This window comes from Sinorhizobium arboris LMG 14919, assembly GCF_000427465.1.
GTDB classification, from domain to species: domain Bacteria; phylum Pseudomonadota; class Alphaproteobacteria; order Rhizobiales; family Rhizobiaceae; genus Sinorhizobium; species Sinorhizobium arboris.
The window spans coordinates 1,422,200-1,437,201 of record NZ_ATYB01000008.1 but is presented as its reverse complement, the minus strand read 5'-3'; the positions used below and the strand labels follow the sequence as shown (position 1 = coordinate 1,437,201).

Sequence of the window (15,002 nt, the reverse complement as noted above, 5' to 3'; positions counted from 1 at the left end):
CGTTCGCGGTTTCGCGAACGCTTTGACGCTATCACCGATCGTCGGTATCGACGCCGACGCGACAACAGTCCACCGGGAAAGCCTGACATTCGCTTCCGCCAGCTGTTGCGCCATCTTTGTTCACGGTCTGGTCAGTGCGTCAACTGCAATCGGGGTGTTTCAGACGTTTCGCTTTCGCCGGTCGGACGATCGTCCGATGCGATTCGGACCAAAGTCCGGCAAAGGGCGCGATGCCCAGGCGAAAACGGTACTGCAGCCTCCCGAACAGGAGGCTGCAGTAAAGGGATATAGATGGGCTTGCCATTGCGCAATCCGGTAGGCCGGCGATGCTGCAGCGGGGTCGGCACGGCCGGCTCAGGCCGCCCGCACGCCCGCCTTCATCGGGATCTCGAGGTCGACTTCGAGCGTCGTGACGTGCTCGCCGCGCTCCATCGTGACGTTGACCTTGTCGCGGTCGACCTGGACATGCTTGGCGATGACGGCGAGAATTTCTTCCCGGAGCACCGCCACGAGATCCGATTGGCCGACCGACGCCCGCTCATGCGCCAGCAGCACCTGCAGGCGCTCGCGCGCCGTCGGCGCGGAGGTCTGCTTGCTGAAGAAACGGAAAATGCTCATGCTGCCCTCCGTCCGAATATCTTGCCCAGAAAACCGCGCTTCTCGCCCGGAACGGTCATCGGCACCGTTTCGCCCGCAAGCCGGCGCGCAGCGTCGAGATAGGCGAGTGCCGGAGCGCTGCGGCTGTCGGCCAGCGTCACCGGGGCACCGAGGTTGGAAGCCTTGAGGACGTCCATGCTTTCGGGAACGATACCGATAAGCGGGATGGACAGGATCTCGAGAACGTCATCGACCTTGAGCATGTCGCCGCGCTCGGCGCGAACGGCATCGTAGCGAGTCAGGAGCAGATGCTTTTCCACCCGCTCTCCGCGCTCTGCCCTTTCGGTCTTGGCATCGAGCAGGCCGATGATGCGATCGGAGTCGCGAACGGAGGAGACTTCCGGATTGGTCACGATGACGGCCAGGTCAGCGTGGCGCATCGCGAGCGTCGCGCCGCGCTCTATCCCGGCCGGGCTGTCGCAAATGATCCAGTCGAAATGTTTCTTGAGTTCTTCCATCACCCGCTCGACGCCCTCTGGGGTCAGGCTGTCCTTGTCCCGGGTCTGCGATGCCGGCAGCAGGAAGAGCGTGTCCAGCCGCTTGTCTCGGATCAGCGCCTGCGGCAGCTTCGCGTCGCCCTGGATCACGTTGACGAGGTCGTAGACGACCCGGCGCTCGGCGCCCATGACGAGGTCGAGATTGCGCAGCCCGACGTCGAAATCGACGACGACCGTTTTCTCGTTGCGCTGCGCCAGCGCCGCACCCAGTGCGGCAGTTGACGTCGTCTTGCCGACGCCGCCCTTTCCAGATGTGACCACAACTACTTTCGCCATCTTCCCGCTCCTGTTGTCAGAGCGGGAGGAAACTGTGGGCGGTTTTCCGCCCGCATCCCCGCTCTAATTCGATAAATCCAGCCGGCGACCGGCTCAGTTCAACCTTTCCGCCATGATCGAATCGCCTTCCAGCCACAGCTGGACCGACTGCCCGCGCAGATTGGGCGCCATATCCTCGGCGGTCTTGTAGACGCCGTCGATAGCCAGCAGCTCCGCTTCGAGCCGGCGGCAGAAGATGCGTGCAGACGCGTTTCCGACCGAGCCTGCCAGCGCCCGCCCTCTGAGCGTCCCGTAGATATGGACCGAACCTCCTGCGACGATCTCCGCGCCGGATGCAACGGAGCCGATCACCGTCACGTCGCCTTCCGGGAAGATGACCGACTGTCCGGACCGAACCGGTTCCCTGACGATGATCGACGCCGTCGCCCGAACCGGCTGAACGTCCTCGGTCGTAACCGGCGCAGCCGCTTTTCCCTTGCCGGCCTTGGGCGCATCGGCCGGATCCGCCTCGGGCACCTCGAAATCGGGAGCCGGCCGGCCGCCCTTCATGGCAGGCGGCATTCCCGGCTCGAAAAGCGAGGGACGTCCGCCTTCGATCCCCATGACCCTGACATTGCGCTGACCGAGCTCCTCCAGCAGACTCTTCAACTGTTTCCGGTCGATCTCGAGATCCGCCACGTCGAGCACCACCGGGCGCCCCAGGAAGAAGCCCGCCGAACGCGAAGCGAGGTCATCAAGCCGGCCGAGCCACCAGTCGAGCGGCAGTTCCGGGGAAAGCACCAGCGCCAGGAAGGAGCGGCCCTTGATGCGGATCGAGCGAGCGTCTGTTAGCACTTTGGTCATCTTCGTTAATTTTTGGTTGCCAAGATGTAGGCGAGCCATGGTTAACAAATGGTTAACCGGGCCTCCTTCTTTGCCTGATCTTCGGTCCGTTTCACCCCTGCATGACGTCGGAGATTTCCGTCACGCGCGAGACCGCCTGTCCGCAAGGAGACTCGACGGAACCGGCGACCAGTTCTAGGAGGCAATGCTGAAGACTGGAGCTTGCACAGGGCTGACGAGGCCGGAAGAGGGACATCAGAAAGGGAGAGGAGCTCTGCGTTCCTCTCCCTTTCGCACCTTCTTACGGCGCCTGCCGCCTCTGCAGGTCAATCCGGACGTGCCGCCCTGGACTGAATGAAGGCGCATATATCCCAGATAGGAACCTCCTCTTCCTCCTCCGGAAGACCGACATCCCGGCGCATCCGATTCGACAAGTGGGAGATCTGGTTTTTCGCCTGACGGCGCCTCCAGGCGGCTGACATCAGCGCGCGGGCGGTCTTCCAGACACCGAATTTCCTGTAGAGCTCATCAACCGTCGACGCGAGGGGGTCGACAACTATGGATTGTGGTTCACGCATGACTGTCCGTCCCGGCGCAATGACGCAGCCAGGTCCTTTCGAGGGTAAAAAGACGTGAGGATGCGGAACGCAGGAATGCGAACAACCGCTCCGTCAGCCGATCACGTCAGGTCAATTGAGAAGTGCCAGATGGCGGAAATCCGGGCTTGGAGCCTCGAATCAGCGCAGGCTGAGTCCAGATGCAGTGCGCATCGAAGGCACGGAAGCCGTTCCGCCACAGAGGCGCACAAACACGAGCTTGGAATGCATCCTACGCCTCCTCTGATTTGAATTGCGGATGAATTGATCTTGGCACGAGACCGGCGCTTCGGCAAGCACGCAATTTCGAATTGCAGACGGCGGGTGAATTCCGTTGCAGGAGGGCAACACTTTCGAATGGAGTTCCGATCGCCATCGCGAACGCCCACATCGATCGAATTGCCGTAAACGGCTGCCGGTCACCGCCCGCGTGGCGGGCGGTCTCCGCCGGCCGGTCGGCTGCGGAGAAGCGCATCGATCTCCGCCATTATTGCAGCCGGCAGTGGCCCCATCTGCATCGCGGCCAGATTCTCGCGAACCTGCGTCTCCGTCTTGAAGCCGGGTATGGGGAAAGTGTTGGGCGAACGGGCGAGCAGCCACCCCAGCGCACCTTGAGCCAAAGTTCTGCCTCCGGTCTGAAGCAGCTCTCTGAGCTCCGCAAGGCGCTCGAGATAGTCGCCACGCGGTCGGCCGTCCTCGAAGAACCGCACCCAGCTATGACCTGCCGCGCGCACGTCGTCGTCAGGCAGGCGCATTTCAGGGCTGAACTTGCCGGTCAGAAATCCCATCGCCAGTGGTGACCGGTTCAGGCTCGCAAGACCGTTGTTCTCGCACATTGCCAGCATATCCGGCCCGTCCGTGAAAACGTTGAGTTCCTGCTGAACCGCAACGAAATGCGGAAACTTCACCATCCGCTTCGCGCCGGCGGCGTCGTCTGTGCTCCAGCCCCAGAAACGGATGGCACCCCTCTCCGCCAGCTTTTCGAGCGTCTCGCCGGCGGCATCCGCCTGATCGTGCGTCAAGTCGCCGACATGTATCTGATAGAGGTCGATGTGGCCGGTGCCCAAACGCCGGAGCGATGCCGTGCAGGCCCGTTCGATATAGCCAGGGCTGACATCCTTGCCGACGAGGGCGCGTCTGGCGCGGTCATGGGTATATCCGAACTTCGTTGCGACGACAGTGTCGGCACGTCGCCCCTTCAGAGCCCGACCGATGACCTCCTCGCTGTGGCCGGTTCCATAAGCGTCGGCGGTGTCGATCAGCGATGCACCCATGTCGAGCCCGGCATGTATGGCGCGGATCGACTGTTCGTCATCGACCTTGCCCCAGCCATCCGGCTTCCCGTCGAGGGTGAAGAAGCCTCCGATCGCCCAACAGCCGAGGCCGATCGGTCCGGCGGAGAGGCCGGAGCGTCCCAAAGGTCTGTGCCCGATCGCTGAGAGGTCACTGGCAAGCATGGTCTTTCTTCCCTTTGTGAAACAATGCGCCCGCGAACTATGGCACCGCCCAGGCAGCGATCGGAAGTTCCGATTCCGCAGGGTGTTTTTCGGCGATGAAAAACCGGCCGGCACGCTGCGCATCCGGTCTCGGCAGAGCATCGAGCCGGCAGAAAAGCCAGCCAACTCAGCTGGTATGTTATTGCTTGGCGAGACTCATGCTACGCTAACGGCGCATCTCCGGTTGAACGCAGGACGGCAGCGTCTCTACTCGCCGTCGTGATGTCGATCGAAGATGGTCGTCAGCAGCGGAGGAAGTAGCATGAACCGAAACGTGATCATTGGCATCATCGTCCTCGCGATCATCATTCTCGCGGTCATATTCTTCATGCCAGGAACAGCGGAAACGCCCCCGGCGACAGAACCGCCTCCGGCGACGGAGCCCGCGCCCACGGAACCGGCACCGGCACCGACCACGCCTGCACCGTCTCAATAGGCCGGCCGATCGCACGCCCCGTTTAGAGACGGGGCGTGCGATCGGAATCTTATTCGATCTCCTCGACCGGCTGCACGAGTTGCGGGCCGAGATGCAGGTAGCGGGTCGCCTTGCGCTTGGCGGCGATGTCCGCCCAGGCGCGCTCGACCTGAGCAGCGTTGAGATCTGCCGCGCGTCCGACCTCGTCGGCGCCGATTCCGTTGTTAAGACCGAAGAGGCAGAGGTCCATGCGGTCATAGGGCAGGGAGAAATAGAACTCCTCCTGCGTCTGCTCCAGCGAATAGGTGTCGGTGGTCGGCGGCCGGCGGCGGATTTCCTCGGGAACACCGAGATGCCCGGCAAGCGCGTAGACCTGTGACTTGTAAAGATGGGCGATCGGTTTGACGTCGGCCGCGCCATCGCCATTCTTGACGAAGAAGCCCTGGTCGTATTCCAGTCGGTTCGGCGTGCCGAGCACGGCGAAGTTCAGCCGGTCAGCATGATAATATTCGATCTGCTTGCGGGTACGCTGCTTCATGTTCGTCGCGGCGACGATGCCGAGATAGACGGAAGGCGGCATACGCAGCTTGATCTGCTTGCCCTCCGGATTCTGCACCACGAGCGAGGAGATGTTGTAGCCCTCGCCTTCGAGCGCATTGGCGATGACGATCTTCGACGCCCAGCCCGGCCCGTAATCGGGGACGAGCTCGCGAATGAATTCATCGCGCCGCCGATAGCAGCCCATGGCGTCGAGCGTCGGTCCGATGTCCTCGACCACCGCTTCGACACCGAACGTCTCGGCGACCAGCCGGCCGAGGCGCAGGCTCTCCGGATCCGAATCGTTCTCCGGCATGAAAAGACAGAAGACGTTCTTCGCGCCGACGGCGCGTACGGCCAGCGCAACCGAGACGCTCGAATCTATGCCGCCTGAAAGGCCGAGCACGAGGCCGCGTTTGCGCAGGCTGCGCAATTGAGCGCGCAAACCGGCGACGATACGGTCGGTCTCCGCAGCTTCGTCGATTTTCAAAGTGTCGGCCGAGAAGACAAGCCCGTTCTGGTCCGGACGGATATTCATTCTGCTGGCTCCAATGTTTCGGCCGCAAGGCGGCGGCTGACTTTTCCTGTATCCGTCTTCGGCAACTCGGTACGGAACTCTACGATCTTCGGCACCATGAAATCCTCGAGATGGCGGGTGCAATGACGGATGATGTCCTTCTCCGTCAGCGTCGGGTCCGACAATACGACGAGAGCGCCGATCGCCGCCCCGAGCACCGGATCGGGAACACCGATGACCACGGCCTCGGCAATTCCCGGATGCGCATGCAGCACGGTCTCGACCTCCTTGGGAGCCACCTTTTCGCCGCGCGTCTTGATGATGTCGTCCTTGCGTCCGACGAAATACAGGAACCCCTCCTCATCGGTACGGAACAGATCACCGGTGTGAAGCACTTTCTCCCATGGATTTGGGCCTTGGCGCAGCATGCGCTCGGTCGCGGCTTCGTTGTGCCAGTAGCCTTGCATCACATGCGGGCCGCGAATGACCAGTTCGCCGGGTACACCGGGCGGTACCCGGTTTCCCTCGTCGTCGATCACGAACGCTTCGGTGTTCGGTATCGCGATCCCGACGGAGCCGGGACGGCGGTCGAGTTCCTCCGGCGGCAGATAGGTGCAGCGCTTGCACTCGGTCAGGCCATACATGGAATAAAGCCGGGCACTTGGGAAAAGCTCTCTCAGCCGAGCGATATGCGCCGGCGGGAGGGCCGCCGCCGTGTTGGAGATATAGCGAAGGCTCGGCAGGAACCCGGGTTCGAGATCGCGCATCTGCAGGATCATCGCCGCCATGGTCGGCACGAGCGGGAATCCGGTGACCCCCTCGGCCCGAATGCGGTCGAAGATCGCCTGCGGGAAGGCAAAGGATTTTTCGAGCACGAGCGTTGCGCCGAGCCGGATCGACATCAGCAACTGGTAGAGACCGTAGTCGAAGGCGAGCGGCAGTACGTTCAGGATGACGTCATCGGGCGTATTGCGGAGATAGGTGGTGATCGATTCCGAGGCCGCATCGATGTTGCGATGCGTCATCATCACGCCCTTGGGACGGCCGGTCGAGCCGGAGGTATAGATCAGCATGCCGAGGTCGACGTCGATGCCGCCGTGGCGGACTGGCGCGGGGGCAACCGTCAGGCATTCCTCGAAGGACGCGGCACCGTCCGGGATGCGGGCGCCTGGCGCGGCGGTCGAGGCGACGAATGGCGCATGGCCCGGAGCAAGCGCCAGCGCCTCTGCAACGACCGGCATCAGCTTGGCCTGCGTCAGGATAGCCGCCGCCTCGCAGTCGGCGACAATATAGGCAAGCTTGTCCGCCTTGGTCGATGCATTGATCGGGCTGAAGGTCGCTCCGGCCTTCAGGATCGCGAAGATCGCGACGGCCGCCTCCCAGCAATTGTCCATAAAGACCAGAACCCGATCGTTCGGCTTCACGCCGTTTTTAGCAAGAGCGGCGGCAAGGCGTGTTGAAAGATCGTCGAGTTCGGCATAGCTGAGCCGCCGGCGATCGGTGATCAGCGCCGTCTTTGCCCCGTTGGCCGCGGCGTTCCTGATAAGGAATTGCTCGAACCGCATGATGATGCCCCCGCCTTTCCCCTCTACGCCGAAACCGGCACGGCGGCTTTCGCTTCGATGAAAGCCGCAATCCGCGCGAGCGAGTCGAGATTTTGCGGGACGATATCCGCATCGGCCATCACGATCCCGAAATCGTCTTCGATGAAGGCCACCAGCTCCAGAACGCCGGTCGAATCGATGATGTCGTTCTCGATCAGCGAAGCATCGTCGGCGAGTTCGTATGCACTGTCGCCGAAGAGAAAGTTCTCGATGACGAATGCCCTGACCCTGTCCTTAATCGCCTGTGTCATTCCACTATCCTTTCTTCCAATGGTTTTTACGCAGCCGCAGCCTTGCGAAGGCTGCGGCCGGTGAATGTCTGCAGCCACAGCTGCGTCGACAGGATGCCAACGAAGGCCGCATTGTCGCGGAACCCTGAGGCCGGGCGCGACTGGCATTTCTCGTAGAGCTTCGCCACCGCTTTGGCGTTGAAGAGCCCGCCGGCGGCGATCGCGTCGCCGCTCATGGCCGAGCGCACATAGTCGAGTTCGCCCGCTCCGCTGAAGGAGTGGCTGTCCGGGGCGCGATAGGGCTGCTTCGTCCGCCGGCCGATCGCCGGCGGCAGCAGGTCCTTCGTCGCCTCGCGCAGAACATGCTTCTCGACGAGGCCCTTCAGCTTCATTTCGGGCGGCAGCCTGGCGGCGAATTCGACGAGGCGGTGGTCGAGGAACGGGAAACGGCCCTCGATGCCGTGCGCCATCGCCATGCGATCGCCCTGGCTGGAGAGAATGTATCCGGGCAGCAGGAAACGGCTTTCGAGATATTGGGCCTGATGCAGCGGGTGCCAGCGGCCGAAGGCTGCGGGAAGCCGCCCGACGAGTTCTTCCGCCGCGTCATAATCCTTGAGTTCCGCGCGCAGGTCCGCGGAGAAGAACATCTTGGTCGCCGCCGTGCCTTTGAAGCGGGGCCGATGCGAGAAGAGCGGATCATCGAGCGCCACGTCGCCAGCGCCGAAAAAGGCGGCGAGATATTCGGCCGACTGCTGTTGGAGGCCGGGCAGATAGGGGTAGAGCTTGCGGAAGAGATGCGGCCTGCTGCGCGAACCGGGTTGCCTGCCGCAGAAACGGCGGACGCGCGCCTCCTTGAAGATGTCGTAACCGGCGAAGACCTCGTCGGCGCCCTCGCCCGTCAGTACCACTTTCAGTCCCGCCTCGCGCACCAGGCGCGACAATTTGTAAAGCGGCGCGGGCGCAGTGCGGATGATCGGCTTCTCGGTGAAACGGATGACATCGGGAAAGTCTCCGGCGATGTCGCCGGCGCCGCACGCCACAGCGCTGTGCTCGGTTCCGAGTGCCGCTGCCATCTCCTCCTGGAATGCGCTTTCGTCATGTTCCACGCTGTCGAAAGTCACGGAGAAGGTGCGTAAGCCTTGCGGCGTCATCCCGGCCGCCAGCGCCGAGATGACGGACGAATCGAGGCCTCCGGAAAGATAGGCCCCGACGGGCACGTCGGCCCGCATGCGGATGCGCGTCGCATCCGTCAGCAGATCGCGCAGTTCCTCGGCCGCGTGGCTTTCCCTCGTATAGACGGAGCGCGTGTCCCGGTCCGGATAGTCGAGCTGCCAATAGGGCCGTGTGGTGACGCCGTTCTGATCGGCGATCATCAGATGCCCGGGTTCGAGCTCAAGGATGTCACGGAAGGGCGTACGCGGCGCGATCGGCGCCCAGAGCGTGAAGATCTGGTCGAGTGCGATCGGGTCGATCTCTGCGGAGACGCCCGGAACCTCCAGAAGCGCCTTTACCTCGGATGCGAAATAGAGCGTGCCACCGCTCATGGTGTGGAAGAGCGGGCGCACACCCATACGGTCGCGCGCGAGCATCATCCGGCGCCGGCGTGCGTCCCAGATCGCAAAGGCGAAATCGCCGTTGAGGAGAGAGAGACAGTCTTCGCCCAGTTCCTCGTAAAGATGGAGGATCACCTCCGTGTCACTGGCGGTGCGGAAGCGGCGTCCCTTGGCGCGCAACTCATCGCGCAACTCCACATAGTTGAAGATTTCGCCATTAAAAGCGATCGTCAGTTCGCCGCTCGGGTCGGACATCGGCTGCTGGCCGTCGCCGAGCCCCACAATGGACAGCCGGACGTGGCCGAGGCCCGCCCCCGGGGTCGTGAATATCCCGCGCTCGTCCGGCCCACGGTGGCCAATGGCGGCCGCCATCCTTTCGAGAAGGGGTTTACCGTCCCGTATTGAACCAAGATACCCGCCGAATCCGCACATGCCCGATCGCTCTCACGCCCGCAATGACACCCTAAATATAGACTGAATACGCCGGCGAATAGTTAAGCGGCCACGCATTTTTCAAATAATGGTAAATTGTCTTCTTAGCCTAAATAATAATCACGAGGCATACAGGCACTGAACATTCATCTTTACTTTGATATAATTTTACGCTTATTTTACCGAAAGGGGACGCGCAAGCCGATTACGCAATCTTAACAATTTGATAACGGGACGGCGCTCCGACAGGAACTTACAATCAACGGGACTCAAAACTGGTAGCGCCTGGTTTCCGTTTTGTTAAGAAAATGCGTTCAATCTTAACGTTTGAGCTGCACATCTCGGAGCGCATGATGAGCTACGATTGGACCGGCGAACGGACACGACGGATGAAGATGATGAGGTATGCGATCGCGATTGCCCTCGCCCTGGGGCTGATCGCCGGCGCGACCTCCTGGACGCTGCAGACCATATAGGCCGTATCGCATTCGGCTTGCCCGGCAGGCACACGCGCCCGGTACATCTTTCCTAACTCGAATTGAGTAAACGCTAAACCTTGACGCGAGCGCGCGCCGGGAGTGAAATCCGGGTTGAGGCGTATGCCTTGAGGCCGCCCGCCGGATATTGTTGAGGAGGCGGCCTCACCAGTTTCGAGGGGCGATAGGTGGACCCCGCCGCATAACCGATCAGCAGCAGCGCGGGTTCACCTATTGGGTCGGCGTCGGGACTAGCCGTATCGATCCTTGGCAGAACGGAAACGGTATTCTTTACAATTTGCAAATTGCCGCGGGAACCAAAGCAGCTCCTTGCGTGTTCACTGACGCAGCCGTGTGGAGGGTCGAATGCAGCGAAAATTCATGCCGACGGACGTATTCCTGCGCCTTGAGAAGGAATGGCAGCACATGCGCCATGCAAAGCACAATCTCGAAATCGAGGCCTCTCCTGCGAACGATCAGCACGCTGACGGCATCAATGAACTGGAACCTGCCGCGGTCCCGCGGAGCCCGCACCGGAACTAGCCTCCCTCGTCCCTGAGTCCCGATCATGCTTCAAGCGGCCGGAGCGGCATGCGGGCGGAAAACTGCACCCATTCTATCCGCTCTTCCCCCTGCAGGCGTGGAAGATATTCTGACCGGTCCGTCGGGAGCCGCGGCTCCCGAACGTCCTTGGGCCGTACAGAATGTCCACTTATCGAAGGAAATCCTTCCATGCCCAAGATCATCTCCCATCTCTGGTTCCCGGAAAACGCCCAACAGGCGGTCGAGTTCTACGTGGCCACGATCCCGAATTCCGCCCTGTCCGCCACCACGACCTTGCCCGCCGAAACGCCCAGCGGCCCGCCGGGCACCGTCAAGGTGATCGAATTCACCCTTGACGATCAGAATTTCACCGCACTCGAGGCCGGTCCTTTCGATCCCTTCAACCACGCTTTCTCGATCCAGGTCGCCTGCGACAGCCAGGAAGAGATCGACCGCATCTGGAACGCCTTCCTCGACAATGGCGGCAAAGCGGAACAGTGCGGATGGCTGAAGGACCGCTGGGGCCTGTCCTGGCAGATCGTGCCCCGCGTCCTCGGCGAGATGATTTCCGATGCGAACCGCGAAAGAGCGAAGCGCGTGACGGAGGTCATGCTCGGCATGGTAAAGCTCGATATCGCCGCACTCGAGCGGGCATATCGCGAGAGTTGATGACGCCGCTCACGACTTCGTGGCTGCGGAACAGCGCCGCAGAGGTTATTATCCCGCCCAACCCGCAGCACCATGCGTCCGGTTGGTCGCGAAAGGTCGCTGAGAGCTTCGATCCGTAGGGGCGAGCGATGACCATCACGCGGCGCGCAGTCGTTCAGGGGCTTGGCATCGGCGTGTCGCTGCCGTTCGTGCCACGGTTGGCGGCGGGCGGGGCTGCCCGCCCCCTGACTCGCGTTATACCGAAAAGCGAAGAGCCGCTGCCGCTGGTCGGCCTCGGCACCTGGATCACCTTCAATGTCGGAGACGATCCTGTCCTGCTGGACGAGTGCGCCGCCGTGATCGCCGCCTTTTTCGAAGGCGGCGGTCGCATGATCGATTGCTCGCCGATGTACGGATCGTCCCAGCCGACGATCGGCTACGGTCTCGGCAAGCTCGGATACCCGAAGCGGCTCTTCTCGGCGGAAAAGGTCTGGATATCGGACCCGGCCGGAGGCGCGGCCCAGATCGAGGCATCGAAGGACTACTGGGGCGTCGAAAAATTCGAACTCATGCAGGTTCACAATCTCGTCTCCTGGGAGGAGCACCTGCCCGCGCTCTTCGACATGAAGGCGGCGGGCCGGCTGCGCTATGTCGGCATCACCACCTCGGAAGGGCGCAGGCACCGCGAGATCGAGCAGGTCATGGCGACCCAGCCGATCGATTTCGTCCAGGTCACCTACAATATCCTCGACCGCGAGGTGGAGGAGCGCATTTTGCCGCTGGCGCAGGAGAAGGGCATTGCCGTGATCGTCAACCGGCCCTTCCGGCAAGGCGATCTGATCCGGCAGGTCGAAGACGAACCGTTGCCGGATTGGATTGCGGAAACCGGCGCCCGCAGCTGGGCGCAGTTTCTCCTGAAGTTCATCATTTCGCATCCGGCGGTCACCTGCGCAATCCCGGCGACGACGCGCGTCGACCATGTACGGGAGAATCTGGAGGCTGCGAGCGGCATCCTGCCCGGCGAGAAGCTGCGCCGCCGCATGGCCGCCTATGTGGAGGCGCTGTGAAGCATGATCCTGTCGCGGCGTGATACGGATTTGACGTGATGTCGGAATGGGCGACCTATACGCTCGCGGATTTCCTTATGTTTTCGCCGCGCGTCTATTTTCGCCTTGTCGAGCGCTACAATCAGGGGCTCTGGCCGCTTCAGCTCGTCTTCATTGCCGGAGCGCTTGCCATTCTTTTCGCCACCGCAACGGATGGCCGGCGCGCTCGCGCCGCGGCCCTGGCGACGCTCGCCCTGGCCTGGCTCTTCTGTGCCTGGCAATTTTTATGGCTGCGCTACTCCACCATAAACTGGGCGATGTCCTATGCCACGGCGGTCTTCATGCTGGAGGCCGGTTTGCTGCTTTTTGCGATCCGGTGGACGCAAAATGGCGCATTGCCCGCGACCAGCCTGCGCCGTCGTGGCGGCATCGGCCTGATGGTGTCCGGCTCGCTCGCCTATCCCTTCCTGCCGCTGCTCGCGGGGCGCGCGCCCGCCTCGGCCGAAACTTTCGGCGCGATGCCGGATCCGACCGCTGCGGTGACGCTCGGCGCCCTGCTGGCGGTCGTATCGCAAAAGCTCTGGCTGCTTCTGCCCATCCCGGTCCTCTGGTGCGCCTTCAGCGGCCTCACACTTCTGGCCATGGAGGATTCTGCCGCCTGGGCACCATTCGCGGTGATCCTTGCTGCGTTCGCCCTCCTGCTTGCCGGACGATGATCGAAGGCGCCGATCATTCTTTCACCGCTCCCGTCATCGACGAGACGTAATAGTCGACGAAGAAGGAATAGAGGATGACCACGGGCAACGAGCCGAACAGTGCGCCCGCCATCAGCGCGCCCCACTCGAATACGTCGCCGCGCACCAATTCCGTCAGCACGCCGACCGGTACGGTCTTGTTTTCCGACGACTGGATGAATGTCAGCGCGTAGATGAACTCGTTCCAGGAGAGCGTGAAGGCGAAGATGCCGGCCGAGATCAGGCCCGGCACGGCGAGCGGCAGGATGATCTTCACCAGAATCTGCCAGCGCGTCGCGCCGTCCACCAGCGCGCTTTCCTCCAGCTCGAAGGGGATCGAGCGGAAATAGCCCATCAAGAGCCAGGTGCAGAACGGTATGAGGAATGTCGGATAGGTGAAGATCAGCGCCAGCTTGGAATCGTAGATGCCGAATTTGAAGACGATGAAGGCGAGCGGAATGAAGAGGATCGACGGCGGCACCAGATAGGCGAGAAAGATCAGGAGGCCGACCGGCCGCGCTCCGGTGAAGCGCACCCGTTCGATTGCATAGGCCGCGAAAACCGATGCCGCCAGCGACAGGATGGTCGAGCCTACGGCCACCAGCATCGTGTTCCAGAGCCAGCCCGGGTAGGAGGTCTCGAAGAGCAGATATTTAATGTGGTCCAGCGTCGGGCGGACAACCCAGAAAGGGCTGTAATTGTTGTAGTCGGTCAACTGCGCGTTGGGCTTCACCGCCGTGATCGCCATCCAGTAGAACGGGAAGAGCAGTACGAAGACGAAGACCGCCATCGGCAGGTAAAGCACGACGATCCGTCGCGGCAGGCGGTTCAGATAGCTCATGCCCTCGGCGCGATCGGTGAGGACCTCGTCGTCGGCTCGTGTGGTCGCGTTCATTTTGTCCTCCCGCTCAATCCTGGCCGCCCTGCTGCCATTTGCGGCGTTGCAGGCCGAAGAAGCTGAACATGATGGCGGCGAGCAGGAAGGGGATCATGGCCACGGCGATCGCCGCGCCCTCCCCGAGTTGCCCGCCCGGAATGCCGCGCTGGAATGAAAGCGTCGCCATCAAATGGGTTGCGTTGACCGGCCCGCCCTTGGTCAGCACGTAAATCAGCTGAAAATCTGTAAAGGTGAAGAGCACGGAAAAGGTCATGACGACAGCGATGATCGGAGTGAGCATCGGCAAGGTTACATAGCGGAAACGTTGCCAGCTTGTGGCACCGTCGAGCGAGGCTGCCTCCTGCAGCGAAGCCGGGATCGTCTGCAGTCCGGCCAGGAGCGAGATCGCCACGAAGGGAATGCCGCGCCAGACATTGGCGGCAATAACGGAAGCCCGCGCATTATTCGGGTCCCCCAGGAAATTGATCGGCCCGTCGATGAAGCCGAGCTGCATCAACGACCAGGAGATGATCGAAAACTGCGAATCGTAGATCCACCAGAATGCAAGCGCCGAGAGCACCGTCGGCACGACCCAGGGCAGGAGCACGATCGCGCGGAAGAAGGATTTGAAAGGCAGGTTCTCATTCAGCAGCAGGGCCAGCCAGAGCCCGAGTACGAATTTCAGGATCGACGCCACGAAGGTGTAGAGCAGCGTGTTGAAGACCGAGAGCCAGAAGACCGAATCCCGGGCGAGAAACGTGTAGTTCTCGAAGCCGATGAAGATACCGTCGCGGCCGATGCGCGTATCGGTGAATCCGAGCCAGACCCCGAGGCCAAGCGGATAGGTCAGGAAGCAGATCAGAAAGACGGCTGCCGGCAGCATGAACAGGAAGCCGAGCACATTGTTGTTCTGCATCGGCGAAGCCGTAGTGGATGGCTTTCCGGACGGCGTTATGGTGGACATCGGGCTTCTCCGGCTGGAGGGACGAAACTCGGGGCATTCGCCGGCAGCGTTTGCTGCCGGCTTTGAGGCGGCCCATGGGCCG

Annotated in this window: 16 protein-coding genes; 5 read left to right on the top strand and 11 right to left on the bottom strand. The window is 62.1% G+C overall.

What is annotated here, in order from left to right:
• Positions 1–354 precede the first annotated feature (354 nt).
• The 9 genes from minE to asnB all read right to left on the bottom strand — a co-directional run bounded on the left by minE (position 355) and on the right by asnB (position 9,632).
• Positions 355–618 (bottom strand): cell division topological specificity factor MinE, encoded by a 264-nt coding sequence (gene minE, locus SINAR_RS0107310; RefSeq protein WP_027998487.1) that lies wholly within the window; start codon positions 616–618, stop codon positions 355–357.
• The gene (gene minD / locus SINAR_RS0107305; RefSeq protein WP_027998486.1) at positions 615–1,430 is read right to left on the bottom strand and encodes a septum site-determining protein MinD; all 816 of its coding nucleotides are present in this window, start codon (positions 1,428–1,430) and stop codon (positions 615–617) included. The genes minE and minD overlap by 4 nt, the downstream gene beginning before the upstream one ends.
• A gap of 93 nt (positions 1,431–1,523) precedes the next feature.
• Complete coding sequence (gene minC, locus SINAR_RS0107300; RefSeq protein WP_027998485.1) at positions 1,524–2,273, bottom strand: septum site-determining protein MinC; 750 nt, start codon at positions 2,271–2,273, stop codon at positions 1,524–1,526.
• A 305-nt stretch (positions 2,274–2,578) separates the two neighbouring features.
• Positions 2,579–2,830, bottom strand: coding sequence for a YjiS-like domain-containing protein (locus SINAR_RS1000000137685; protein WP_027998484.1), 252 nt, complete (start codon positions 2,828–2,830; stop codon positions 2,579–2,581).
• 437 nt (positions 2,831–3,267) lie between these two features.
• Entirely contained in the window at positions 3,268–4,305 is a 1,038-nt protein-coding gene (locus SINAR_RS0107290; protein ID WP_027998483.1) for an aldo/keto reductase, read from the bottom strand.
• A 524-nt stretch (positions 4,306–4,829) separates the two neighbouring features.
• Complete coding sequence (nadE, locus tag SINAR_RS0107280) at positions 4,830–5,834, bottom strand: NAD(+) synthase (protein WP_027998482.1); 1,005 nt, start codon at positions 5,832–5,834, stop codon at positions 4,830–4,832.
• On the bottom strand, positions 5,831–7,378 hold the full coding sequence (locus SINAR_RS0107275; RefSeq protein WP_027998481.1) for a class I adenylate-forming enzyme family protein: 1,548 nt from the start codon (positions 7,376–7,378) through the stop codon (positions 5,831–5,833). Before SINAR_RS0107275 ends, nadE begins: the two co-directional genes overlap by 4 nt.
• A 23-nt stretch (positions 7,379–7,401) precedes the next feature.
• Complete coding sequence (locus SINAR_RS0107270; protein WP_027998480.1) at positions 7,402–7,668, bottom strand: acyl carrier protein; 267 nt, start codon at positions 7,666–7,668, stop codon at positions 7,402–7,404.
• A gap of 26 nt (positions 7,669–7,694) precedes the next feature.
• The gene (gene asnB / locus SINAR_RS0107265) at positions 7,695–9,632 is read right to left on the bottom strand and encodes an asparagine synthase (glutamine-hydrolyzing) (RefSeq protein WP_027998479.1); all 1,938 of its coding nucleotides are present in this window, start codon (positions 9,630–9,632) and stop codon (positions 7,695–7,697) included.
• A gap of 353 nt (positions 9,633–9,985) precedes the next feature.
• Here asnB and SINAR_RS1000000138165 point away from each other — a divergent pair, with 353 nt between their 5' ends.
• The 5 genes from SINAR_RS1000000138165 to SINAR_RS0107240 all read left to right on the top strand — a co-directional run bounded on the left by SINAR_RS1000000138165 (position 9,986) and on the right by SINAR_RS0107240 (position 13,061).
• Positions 9,986–10,108, top strand: coding sequence for a hypothetical protein (locus tag SINAR_RS1000000138165; RefSeq protein ID WP_150851991.1), 123 nt, complete (start codon positions 9,986–9,988; stop codon positions 10,106–10,108).
• A 366-nt stretch (positions 10,109–10,474) separates the two neighbouring features.
• Positions 10,475–10,651, top strand: a complete 177-nt coding sequence (locus SINAR_RS1000000137305) for a hypothetical protein (RefSeq protein WP_167333581.1) — start codon at positions 10,475–10,477, stop codon at positions 10,649–10,651.
• Between the two features lie 189 nt (positions 10,652–10,840).
• Positions 10,841–11,320 carry a VOC family protein gene (locus SINAR_RS0107250; RefSeq protein WP_027998478.1) on the top strand — a complete coding sequence of 160 codons (480 nt, stop codon included), beginning with the start codon at positions 10,841–10,843 and terminating at the stop codon, positions 11,318–11,320.
• A gap of 128 nt (positions 11,321–11,448) precedes the next feature.
• Positions 11,449–12,366, top strand: a complete 918-nt coding sequence (locus SINAR_RS0107245) for an aldo/keto reductase (RefSeq protein WP_027998477.1) — start codon at positions 11,449–11,451, stop codon at positions 12,364–12,366.
• Positions 12,367–12,404: 38 nt separating this feature from the next.
• Positions 12,405–13,061, top strand: coding sequence for a DUF6064 family protein (locus tag SINAR_RS0107240; RefSeq protein ID WP_027998476.1), 657 nt, complete (start codon positions 12,405–12,407; stop codon positions 13,059–13,061).
• Between the two features lie 13 nt (positions 13,062–13,074).
• On the opposite strand, the gene SINAR_RS0107235 is transcribed toward SINAR_RS0107240, so the two are convergent.
• Both SINAR_RS0107235 and SINAR_RS0107230 read right to left on the bottom strand, forming a co-directional pair.
• Complete coding sequence (locus SINAR_RS0107235; RefSeq protein ID WP_027998475.1) at positions 13,075–13,974, bottom strand: carbohydrate ABC transporter permease; 900 nt, start codon at positions 13,972–13,974, stop codon at positions 13,075–13,077.
• 13 nt (positions 13,975–13,987) lie between these two features.
• Positions 13,988–14,920 (bottom strand): carbohydrate ABC transporter permease, encoded by a 933-nt coding sequence (locus tag SINAR_RS0107230; protein ID WP_027998474.1) that lies wholly within the window; start codon positions 14,918–14,920, stop codon positions 13,988–13,990.
• Between the last annotated feature and the right edge of the window lie 82 nt (positions 14,921–15,002).